At 69.0% G+C, this 10,262-nt stretch carries 9 protein-coding genes and 2 rRNA genes; all 11 read right to left on the bottom strand.

All coding sequences use genetic code 11. The features are described 5' to 3' along the window. Nucleotides 1–24: 24 nt before the first annotated feature. Nucleotides 25–948, bottom strand: a complete 924-nt coding sequence (xerD, locus tag ACTIFV_RS17715) for a site-specific tyrosine recombinase XerD (RefSeq protein WP_439594127.1) — start codon at nucleotides 946–948, stop codon at nucleotides 25–27. 1 nt (nucleotide 949) lies between these two features. After that, a complete protein-coding gene (locus tag ACTIFV_RS17710; protein WP_439594126.1) occupies nucleotides 950–1,516 on the bottom strand; it encodes an NUDIX domain-containing protein in 567 nt (188 codons plus the stop codon). Next, the gene (locus tag ACTIFV_RS17705; RefSeq protein ID WP_439594198.1) at nucleotides 1,509–3,209 is read right to left on the bottom strand and encodes a CTP synthase; all 1,701 of its coding nucleotides are present in this window, start codon (nucleotides 3,207–3,209) and stop codon (nucleotides 1,509–1,511) included. The genes ACTIFV_RS17710 and ACTIFV_RS17705 overlap by 8 nt, the downstream gene beginning before the upstream one ends. Before the next feature lie 21 nt (nucleotides 3,210–3,230). Then, complete coding sequence (recN, locus tag ACTIFV_RS17700; RefSeq protein ID WP_439594125.1) at nucleotides 3,231–4,937, bottom strand: DNA repair protein RecN; 1,707 nt, start codon at nucleotides 4,935–4,937, stop codon at nucleotides 3,231–3,233. Next, a complete protein-coding gene (locus ACTIFV_RS17695) occupies nucleotides 4,934–5,869 on the bottom strand; it encodes an NAD kinase (RefSeq protein WP_439594124.1) in 936 nt (311 codons plus the stop codon). The genes recN and ACTIFV_RS17695 overlap by 4 nt, the downstream gene beginning before the upstream one ends. Continuing rightward, a complete protein-coding gene (locus ACTIFV_RS17690; RefSeq protein WP_439594123.1) occupies nucleotides 5,866–6,660 on the bottom strand; it encodes a TlyA family RNA methyltransferase in 795 nt (264 codons plus the stop codon). The genes ACTIFV_RS17695 and ACTIFV_RS17690 overlap by 4 nt, the downstream gene beginning before the upstream one ends. 10 nt (nucleotides 6,661–6,670) lie before the next feature. After that, nucleotides 6,671–6,829, bottom strand: coding sequence for a hypothetical protein (locus ACTIFV_RS17685; RefSeq protein ID WP_439594122.1), 159 nt, complete (start codon nucleotides 6,827–6,829; stop codon nucleotides 6,671–6,673). Between the two features lie 40 nt (nucleotides 6,830–6,869). After that, a complete protein-coding gene (locus tag ACTIFV_RS17680) occupies nucleotides 6,870–7,904 on the bottom strand; it encodes an HAD-IIA family hydrolase (protein ID WP_439594121.1) in 1,035 nt (344 codons plus the stop codon). Beyond that, nucleotides 7,904–8,833 carry a hypothetical protein gene (locus tag ACTIFV_RS17675; protein ID WP_439594120.1) on the bottom strand — a complete coding sequence of 310 codons (930 nt, stop codon included), beginning with the start codon at nucleotides 8,831–8,833 and terminating at the stop codon, nucleotides 7,904–7,906. The genes ACTIFV_RS17680 and ACTIFV_RS17675 overlap by 1 nt, the downstream gene beginning before the upstream one ends. Nucleotides 8,834–9,331: 498 nt before the next feature. After that, nucleotides 9,332–9,448, bottom strand: a 5S ribosomal RNA gene (gene rrf, locus ACTIFV_RS17670). A gap of 103 nt (nucleotides 9,449–9,551) precedes the next feature. After that, nucleotides 9,552–10,262, bottom strand: a 23S ribosomal RNA gene (locus ACTIFV_RS17665); the annotation flags it as partial.

Below are 10,262 nucleotides of genomic sequence, written 5' to 3'. Positions count from 1 at the left end.
GCCGTCGAAGCGTCCGCCGGATGACTAGCGCGCCCGCGGATGCGAGGTCGCGTACACGTCGCGCAGCGCGTCCACCGACACGTGCGTGTAGATCTGCGTCGTCGCGACGGACGCGTGCCCGAGGAGCTCCTGCACGACACGCACGTCGGCACCGCCCTGCAGCAGGTGAGTCGCGAACGAGTGCCGCAGCGTGTGCGGCGAGACGTGCGCCGTGAGCCCGGCACGCTCGGATGCGGACTGGATGACCAGCCACGCGCTCTGCCTCGACAGAGGAGCTCCGCGTGCACCGAGGAACAGCTTCGGTGTGGCCCGACCCCGCCGTGAGAGCTCGGGTCGCGCCCGAGTTAGATACGCGTCGACGGCCGCGCGCGCATACGATCCGATCGGCACGATCCGCTCCTTCGAGCCTTTGCCCCGCACCCGCAGCACATCGCCGTGGGTCAGGTCGTCGACATCCAGCTGCACGATCTCGCTCACGCGCGCCCCCGTCGCGTAGAGCAGCTCCAGCAGCGCGCGGTCGCGCATGCCCACGAGCTCGCCGGGCATGGCGTCCGCGGGCGCGGGGCCCGCGGCATCCAGCAGCCGCTCGACCTGCTCGATGGTGATCGCCTTCGGCAGTCGCCGCGCCTGCTTCGGCGGCGTGAGCTTCGACGACGGGTCGGTGTCGTCGATCCCCTCCCGCACGAGGAAGCGATGCAGTCCCCGGACGGAGGATTGCAGGCGCGCGAGACTGGATGCCGCGACCGGCGGCTGCGCGGAGGCCCGTTCGGCTGCGAACTCGACGACCAGCGCCGGAGTCACGTCCGTCGTGTCGGCCACGCCCCGCTCGCCCAGCCACCCTCGGTAGATCGCGAGATCCCGCCCGTAGGCGGCGACGGTGTGATCGGAGAGCCCGCGCTCGATGGAGCTGTGACGCAGGTAGGCGTCGACGGCCCGCTCGAGCTGCACGTCAGCCTGCGCGGAGCTTCTCGGCCGCGGCGAGGACGCCGACGGCGAGGATGCCGTTGCGCAGCCGACCCGCGAGGACACCGGCGACGGCATCCGCCAGCGGCACCCACTCGACACGGATGTCGGCCTCTTCGTCTTCGCGTTCGTGGGCCTCGGCGAGCGGCGAGAGCCCTCGCGCGAGGAAGAGGTGCACGACCTCGTCGTTGCCGCCGGGTGTCGTGAAGATGCTGACGAGCGGCTCCCACGACGACGCCTCGAGGTCGGCCTCTTCGGCGAGTTCGCGCACGGCGCTCTCGAGAGGCGTCTCGCCCGCGACGTCGAGGAGCCCCGCGGGGACCTCCCAATCGCGATGGCGGATCGGATGCCGGTACTGCTGGATCAGCAGCACGCGCTCCTGCTCGTCCACCGCGACGATCGCCGCAGCGCCCGGGTGATGGACGTACTGGCGCACGATCCGCCCGTCCCCGTACTGCACGGTGTCGCTGCGGACATCCCATACCCGGCCCTCGTACACGAGCTCGCTCTCGAGCACCTCGGGCTCGAAGGGCTCGTCGCGCAGATCAGCCATTGTCGACGTCGAAGAGCTCGCTCGCGCTGTGACGCTCGAGGGCCGCGGCCACGAGGCCGCGGAACAGCGGGTTGGCGTCGGTCGGACGCGAACGCAGCTCGGGGTGCGCCTGGGTCGCGATGTAGTACGGGTGCTCGTCGCGCGGGAGCTCGATGTACTCGACCAGGTCGAGGTCGGGGTTGATGCCCGAGAAGACCATGCCGGCCGCAGCGATCTGGTCGCGATAGCGGTTGTTGACCTCGTAGCGGTGGCGGTGGCGCTCCGACGCGGTCGTGGAGCCGTAGATCTCCGCGGCGATCGAGCCCTCCGCGAGCTGCGCCGGATAGAGGCCGAGGCGCATCGTGCCGCCCATGTCACCGGCTTCGAGGATGTCGATCTGCTCCTCCATCGTCGCGATGACCGGTGCCGTCGTGTCGGGGTCGAACTCGCTCGAGGACGCATCCTCGATCCCCGCGACATGGCGTGCGTACTCGATGACCATGCACTGCAGGCCCAGGCAGATGCCGAGCGTCGGGATGCCCTGCTCGCGGGCGAACTTCAACGCGCCGATCTTGCCCTCGATGCCGCGGATGCCGAAGCCGCCCGGGATCACGATGCCGTCGAGAGGCGCGAGCGCCTTCTCGGCGCCTTCGGGAGTCTCGCACTCGTCCGACGGGATCCACCGGATGTTGACGTGGGTCTCCTGCGCGAAGCCGCCGGCCTTGAGCGCCTCGGTGACACTGAGGTAGGCGTCGGGCAGGTCGATGTACTTGCCGACGAGCCCGATCGTCACTTCGTGCTTCGGGTTGTGCACCGCCTGCAGCACCTTCTGCCAGCGCGCCCAGTCGACGTCGGCGGCCTTCGAGAGGCCCAGCGCGCGCACGATGTAGTCGTCGAGCCCCTGCTCGTTGAGCATCGTCGGGATGTCGTAGATGCTCGGCACGTCGACCGCGTTGACGACCGCCCCTTCGTCGACGTCGCACATCAGCGCGATCTTGCGCTTGTTGGACTCGGTCACGGGGCGATCGCTGCGCAGCACGAGGGCGTCGGGCTGGATGCCGATGCTCCGCAGTGCCGCAACGGAGTGCTGCGTGGGCTTCGTCTTCTGCTCGCCCGAGGCTCCCATGAACGGCACGAGCGAGACGTGCACGAAGAACACGTTCGCACGACCCAGCTCGTGGCGGATCTGGCGTGCGGACTCGATGAACGGCTGGGACTCGATGTCGCCGACGGTGCCGCCGATCTCGGTGATGATGACGTCGGGCTTCGGGTCCTCGTCGGCCTGCAGCCGCATGCGGCGCTTGATCTCGTCGGTGATGTGCGGAATGACCTGCACCGTGTCGCCGAGGTACTCGCCGCGACGCTCCTTCGCGATGACCTGCGAGTAGATCTGCCCGGTCGTGACGTTCGCCGCCTGGCTGAGCTCGATGTCGAGGAACCGCTCGTAGTGCCCGATGTCGAGGTCGGTCTCGGCGCCGTCGTCGGTCACGAAGACCTCGCCGTGCTGGAACGGGTTCATCGTCCCCGGGTCGACGTTGAGGTACGGGTCGAGCTTCTGCATGACGACGTGGAGGCCTCGCGCGGTGAGCAGATTGCCGAGACTTGCCGCCGTCAGCCCCTTGCCCAACGAGGAAACGACACCGCCGGTGACGAAGATGTGCCGGGTGGTGTCGTTCGAAGTATCCGTGGAAAGAGTCGCGTCAGAAGTCTGCATCACGGGCTTTGATCCTATCAGTCAGTTCTGGGAGCTCGCCGGTGACGCGCCCCTCAGCGCGAGCAGTTCGCGCGCATGCAGCAGTGCGGCCTCGGAGTCCGGCATCCCCGACAGCAGTCGCGCCATCTCGGCCTCGCGGTCGTCGCCCTCGAGGCGGCGGACGTCGGATGCCGTGACCGATCCGTCGCTCGCCTTGACGACCGACAGGTGGTTGTTGGCGAATGCCGCGACCTGTGCAAGGTGAGTGACGGCGATGACCTGCGACGACTCGGCCAGACGCGCGAGACGTCGGCCGACCTCGATCGCGGCCGCACCGCCGATCCCGGCATCCACCTCGTCGAAGACGAACGTCGGGACGGGATCCACTCCCGCGATCACGACCTCGATCGCGAGCATGACGCGGCTGAGCTCCCCTCCCGAGGCGCTGCGCGCGACGGATCGGGCCTCGGCGCCGGGATGCGGTGCGAGCAGGATCGCGACGTCGTCGCGGCCGGCCGCGGATGCCTGTCCCGGCGCGACCTGCACCTCCACGCGCGCATCCGGCATCGCGAGAGCGCGCATCTCCGCCGTCACCTGCGTGCCGAGACGCGTGGCGGCCTTCTGCCGGGCGGACGTGAGCGCGGCGGCCGCGTCGTCGAGGTCGGATGCCGCGGCATCCCTCTCGGCTTCGAGACGCTCGATGCGATCGCTGTCGTCGTCGAGCTCGGCGAGCCGCATCGGCCCGGTCTCGAGCAGCGCCAGCGCGGCATCGAGGGTGCCGTGCAGGCGGATGAGCCCACCCAGCACCGAACGCCGCTCCTCGACGGCCGCGAGCTCGTGCGGACCGGATTCGTCGAGATCGGCCAGGTAGGCGGCCAGTGCCGTCGCGAGATCCACGGTGCGATAGCCGATGTCGGCCACCTGCGCGGCGATCTCCTCGAGCGCGGGATCGTGTGCGCGCTCGAGCGCACGACGCGCGTCGGCGAGGAGGGACCCCGCATCGGGATGCTCGCCGTCGCCCGACAGCGCCTCGTGCGCCGTCGCCGCGGCCAGTCGCAGCTCTTCGGAGTTCGCGAGCCGCTCGGCACGGACGGCGAGTTCGTCGTCTTCGCCAGCCGTCGGCGCCGCCTGCTCGAGCTCGGCGAGCTGCGCCCGCAGTTCGTCGGCCTCACGAGCGCGCAGATCGCGGTCCTCGACCAGGTCGCGCAGCTCGCGCTCGATCGCTCGCGCGCGATCGTACTTCTCGCGGTACCGTGCGAGCGCCTTCTGCACGGGGGCGCCGCCGAAGCGGTCGAGGGCATCGCGCTGAGCCGCGGCCGAGCGCAGTCGCAGCTGGTCGGATTGGCCGTGCACCACGACGAGTTCGTCGGCGAGATCCGCGAGCACACCCGCCGGAGCCGCCCGCCCGCCCACCGAGGCACGGCCGCGCCCTTCGCTCGAGATCGATCGCCCGACGAAGAGCTCGGCGCGGCCGTCGCCGAGCGGTTCGAGATCGCCGCCGGCATCCCGCACGCGCTCCGCGACGGCACCGTCGGCGGGAACGATCCACACGCCGTCGACGGATGCCTGCGCCGCGCCCGCGCGAACGGCGCCCGAGTCGGCTCGCTGCCCGAGCAGCAGCCCGAGCCCCGTCACGACCATCGTCTTGCCCGCTCCGGTCTCGCCCGTGATCGCCGTGAAGCCCGGGCCGATCGCCAGCGTCGCCTCGGCGATGACGCCGAGGTCGCGCAGGCGCATCTCTTCGATCACGGGTTCTCCCCCGGCGGCAGGGCGGAGGGGCCCCGCCAGCCCTCGACGGGGAGCCGGAACTTGCGCACGAGCCGGTCGGTGAAAGCGGAGGGATGCAGGCGGGCCAGTCGCACGGGACGCTCCGAGCGCCGCACGACGACACGGGCCCCCGGCGGCAGATCGTGCGAACGACGTCCGTCGCACCACAGGATGCCGACGCCGTTGGTGCGCTCGAGCACCTCGATCGCGACGGCGTGCTCGGGGCCGACCACGAGCGGCTTGGCGAACAGCGCGTGCGCCGAGAGGGGCACGACCGCGATCGCCTCGACCGTCGGCCAGATCACCGGACCGCCCGCCGAGAAGTTGTAGGCCGTCGAGCCGGTCGGGGTCGAGACGACGACGCCGTCGCAGCCGAACGACGACAGCGGGCGACCGTCGACTTCGATGACCACCTCGAGGAGTCGCTCCCGGCTCGCCTTCTCGACGGTCGCCTCATTCAGGGCCCACGTCTCGTAGAGCACCGCGTCGAGCGAGTCCTTCACCCGCACCTGCAGCGCGAGACGCTCCTCGACGGCGTAGTCGCGGGCGATGACGCGGCGGACCGCGTCATCCATGTCGTCCCGCTCTATCTCCGCCAGGAAGCCGACGTGGCCCATGTTGATCCCGAGCACGGGCGCGGTGCCCTCGCGCACGAGCTCGGCCGCGCGAAGGATCGTGCCGTCACCGCCCAGGACGATCGCGAGCTCGACATCGGCGATCGCGACGTCCGCGTCGAGGATCGCGACGCGGCCGAGGGTCGGGAGCGCGGCCGCGAGCTCGAGCGCGTCGTCGGCTGCGAGCACCGGGGTCGCCCCCGCCGCCCGCAGAGCTCCGATCACGCGCTCGGCGGCGCGCACGGTGTCTCCGCGGCGGGCATGCGCGACGACCAGGATGCTGCGCTGCGGCTGTGTCATTGGCTCCCCGCCAGTCGGTTCACGGTGCTCGACCATTCTGTCGGATTCGCGCCTCGCCCCGGCGCGAGGTGCGCGATGAACTCGGCATTCCCGTGCGTTCCGAGCAGTGGGGAGGAGACGACGCCGAGCGTGCCGAGGCCTGCATCCCACGCCGTCCACAACACGCGCGCGACGGCGTCGGCCCGCAGGACGGGGTTGGTCACCAGGCCGCCCTTCACCGCGGTGCGCCCCACCTCGAACTGCGGCTTGATCAGCAGGACGATGTCGGCGTCGTCGTGCGCGACCGCCGCGACCGCCGGCAGCACGAGCTCGAGCGAGATGAACGACAGGTCTCCCGTCACGACGGACGGCGCCCGGTCGACCCCGCTCGCCTCGGCGAGCGACGCACGCGTCATGTGGCGCACGTTGAAGCCCTCGACCGAGATGACCCCGGGATCGGAGGCGATGGATGCCGCGAGCTGCCCGTGGCCGACGTCGACGGCGATCACGGGCTCGGCGCCGCGTTCGCGGAGCACCTGGGTGAAACCGCCGGTCGATGCCCCCATGTCGAGGGCGACGCGTCCGCCGACCGCGACATGGAAGGCGTCCAGCCCCGCAATGAGCTTGTGCGCGGCGCGGCTGACGTAGTGGTCGGCACCCGCGGTCTCGATGACGGACTCATCGCCGACGGGTGTGGATGCCTTGACCACCGGTCTGCCGTCCACCGTGACGAGCCCGTCCGCGATGAGTGCGGCGGCGTGCGTACGCGACCGGGCGAGCCCGCGCGCGGCGAGTGCGGCGTCGAGCCTCATGCGGTCGCCGTCACGAACGCGATGCGGACGGGTCCGCCTCGAGCCGCCGCGCGAGGGAGTCGTGGAGCGACTCGTACGCGGCCGCCCTCGACGCGAGCGGCTGCGCCTCGATCACCTCGAGATGCGAGAGCAGGTCGGCCGTGGCATCCTCGCTCGGGGATTCCGTCATGCGTTCAGAATACGTGAGCAGGCGTGCGCGCCGAGGAGCCTCACGGCTTGTGGAAGGGATCCGCGTACAGCAGCTCGGGCACACGGAATCCGTAGATCGCGCGCCCGGTGTCCCAGATCGCGCGTGCTCCCGCGCGCAGCAGATCGATCGGCTCCCCCGTAGCGAGGATCTGCACGTCAGGTCCGTCGATCCGCACCTTCGCATCCCCGACCGTCACGATGCCGTCCTTCACTCGCGGTTCCGGATAAGGCGCGTGCAGGTCGCGCAGATCCGCGAGGATGTACGTCGGCTGCGAACCGGCGGGCGCTGCGAGAACGTGCTTTGGCCGGTCGATTCCCGTGAGAACGAGTGCCGACGGCATGCCGGCGCGGTTGGCGCCGAGGATGTCGGTGTCGAGGCGGTCGCCGAGGAACAAGGGATGCTGCGCCCCGAACCGTGCGACGGCCTCTTCGAAGATCGGCACCTCGGGTTTGCCCGCGACGGTCGCGAGGCGACCCACCGCCGTGTGGACGGCCGACACGAGTGTGCCGTTCCCCGGCGCGATGCCGCGCGCCTGCGGGATCGTCCAGTCGGTGTTGGTGGCGATCCACGGGATGCCGCCCTCGTCTTCCGGAACCTTGAGGGCGTAGGCGGCCTCGGCGAGCTGCGTCCAGCCGACCTCCGGAGCGAATCCCTGCACGACGGCTGCGGGCGCGTCCTCAGCGCTGCGTGTGACGACGAACCCGGCCTTCTCGACCTCGTTCACGAGACCATCGCCGCCCACGACCAGGATGGTGGCACCGGGCGCGACGCGCTCCGAGAGCAGTCGCATCGCGGCCTGCGGGCTCGTGACCACCTCGTCGGGAGCGGTCGTGAGGCCGAGCTCGGTCAGATGCGCCGCCACCGAGGCATCGGTGCGCGACGCGTTGTTCGTGATGAACCCGAGCCGACGACCGTCACGCGCTCGTTCGAGGCTGTCGACCGCGTGCGGCAGTGCCCCGGCGCCCGCGTAGACCACGCCATCGAGGTCGGCCAGCACGACGTCCACACCGTCGAGCGGGGTCGACGACGCGCGCCGACCGGAGAACAGCGCCATCAGTCGTCGACGCCCTCTTCTTCGTCGTCGATCCCCGCCTCGGCGAGGATCTCGTCGACCTCGTCCTCGATCGTGAACGCCTTCGTCACAGCGACCTCCGGCGTGAGTGCCGTCCCCGCTTCGGGATCGGCGGCCTCGACGTCGGTCTCTTCGGGTTCTGACTCCGGGTCCTGGAAAGGTTCGGGCTCGGCCGCTTCGGGCTCGCCGGCGGCGATCGCTGCCTCATCCTGAGGCGTCTCGAAGATCTCCTCGATCTCGATCGTCTCGAGGTCGCCGAGTCCGCTGGCTGCGTACAGAGCGTCCGCTGCGACGATCGCCCGCCCCTGCCATTGCGCGGCCTCCTCGGTGCGGCCGAGTTCTTCGAGCACCGCCGCGCGAGCCGCGAACAGGCCCGGGCTCCATTCGAACGCTCGATCGGGATCCAGTTCGGGGATGTCGAGCTCCGTGAGAGCGCGCGCCGGGTCGTCGAGGTCGAGGCGCGCGCCCGACATCGCGATGGCGAGTTCGACGCGGACGGATGCCGGCAGAGTCGCGCGATCCACCGCGCGTCCGACCTCGAGCGCGCGGTCAGGACGACCGACACCGCGCTCACTGTCGACCATGAGGGCGATCTGGTCGTCCTTGCCCGAGATGCGGCGGTACGTCCGCAGCTCGCGCAGCGCGAGCGCGTAGTCCCCCGTCGCATACGCCGTGATCGCAAGGGTCTCTCGCACGATTCCGATGCGTCCTGCGCGCCGCGACGCGGACAGGGCGTGCTGGTGCGCGAGCGCCGGGTCGTCCTCGATGAGTGAGGACGCCATGGCCAGGTGGCGCGCCACCCACTCGGCGTTCTCCTTGGACAGCGTCTTCAGCTCGTTGCGTGCTGACGAACTGAGATCGCTCGGCGTGACCTCATCCGGAATGAACGGGTCATCATGACGTGGACGCACGGAGCGCAGGGCATCCTGCACGGGATCGCGGGGTGCACGTTCCGCGCCCGCGCGGGGAGCGTGCTCGCGCTTCTGATAGGGCTTGCGGTCGCCGTCGCGCGAGACATAAGGCTTGCGGTCTCCGTCACGCGGAGCGTACGGCTTACGGTCCCCGTCACGGGGCGGGTACGACTTCCGCTCACCGTCACGCGGAGCGTACGGCTTACGGTCCCCATCACGGGGCGGGTACGACTTCCGTTCACCATCGCGCGGAGCGTACGGCTTACGGTCCCCATCGCGAGGCGGGTATGACTTCCTCTGACCGTCACGAGAAGCGTGATTGCTCCGCGCCGGCTGCGAGCGGGCGGGGCCACGCCCTGAGCTCGACGAGCGCTGCGAATCGTCGCGCTCGGGCTTGTCGTCGGCCATGGTCACTCCCCTGCACTCCACCTGATCATGGCGGATGTCGCGTTAACGCGAAATGGCCACCCAACACTGGGTGGCCATTTCTCGAAAGAAGTCCGGCGGTGTCCTACTCTCCCACAGGGTCCCCCCTGCAGTACCATCGGCGCTGTGAGGCTTAGCTTCCGGGTTCGGAATGTAACCGGGCGTTTCCCTCACGCTATGGCCGCCGAAACACTATTGATGTTTCAGTCTGCACAACAAATAAGTCATTGTCATGCGGTTCTCGACCGTACATCGAGAACCACTCAGTGGACGCAAGCACCAAAAACGGTGTGTTATCAAGTCATCGGCTTATTAGTACCGGTCAGCTTCACGTGTTACCACGCTTCCACATCCGGCCTATCAACCCAGTAGTCTGGCTGGGAGCCTCTCGCCCGAAGGCATGGAAATCTCATCTTGAGGCCGGCTTCCCGCTTAGATGCTTTCAGCGGTTATCCATCCCGAACGTAGCTAATCAGCGGTGCTCCTGGCGGAACAACTGACACACCAGAGGTTCGTCCAACCCGGTCCTCTCGTACTAGGGTCAGATCCTCTCAAATTTCCTGCGCGCGCAGCGGATAGGGACCGAACTGTCTCACGACGTTCTAAACCCAGCTCGCGTACCGCTTTAATGGGCGAACAGCCCAACCCTTGGGACGTACTTCCGCCCCAGGTTGCGATGAGCCGACATCGAGGTGCCAAACCTCCCCGTCGATGTGGACTCTTGGGGGAGATCAGCCTGTTATCCCTAGAGTAACTTTTATCCGTTGAGCGACAGCGCTTCCACAAGCCACTGCCGGATCACTAGTCCCGACTTTCGTCCCTGCTCGACCTGTCAGTCTCACAGTCAAGCTCCCTTGTGCACTTACACTCGACACCTGATTGCCAACCAGGTTGAGGGAACCTTTGGGCGCCTCCGTTACTTTTTGGTAGGCAACCGCCCCAGTTAAACTACCCATCAGGCACTGTCCATTAACCGGATTACGGTTCTAAGTTAGATATCCAG

The sequence above is a fragment of the Microbacterium sp. genome (assembly GCF_051860965.1).
GTDB lineage: Bacteria > Actinomycetota > Actinomycetes > Actinomycetales > Microbacteriaceae > Microbacterium.
Note: the sequence above shows the minus strand (reverse complement) of the source record. Positions and strands in the feature narration are given on the sequence as shown.

Coding starts and splice junctions, on each gene's coding strand:
- ACTIFV_RS17710 (WP_439594126.1), bottom strand. CDS start 1,516: ATGGCTGATCTGCGCGACGAGCCCTTCGAGCCCGAGGTGCTCGAGAGC.
- ACTIFV_RS17705 (WP_439594198.1), bottom strand. CDS start 3,209: ATGCAGACTTCTGACGCGACTCTTTCCACGGATACTTCGAACGACACC.
- ACTIFV_RS17695 (WP_439594124.1), bottom strand. CDS start 5,869: ATGACACAGCCGCAGCGCAGCATCCTGGTCGTCGCGCATGCCCGCCGC.
- ACTIFV_RS17690 (WP_439594123.1), bottom strand. CDS start 6,660: ATGAGGCTCGACGCCGCACTCGCCGCGCGCGGGCTCGCCCGGTCGCGT.
- ACTIFV_RS17685 (WP_439594122.1), bottom strand. CDS start 6,829: ATGACGGAATCCCCGAGCGAGGATGCCACGGCCGACCTGCTCTCGCAT.
- ACTIFV_RS17680 (WP_439594121.1), bottom strand. CDS start 7,904: ATGGCGCTGTTCTCCGGTCGGCGCGCGTCGTCGACCCCGCTCGACGGT.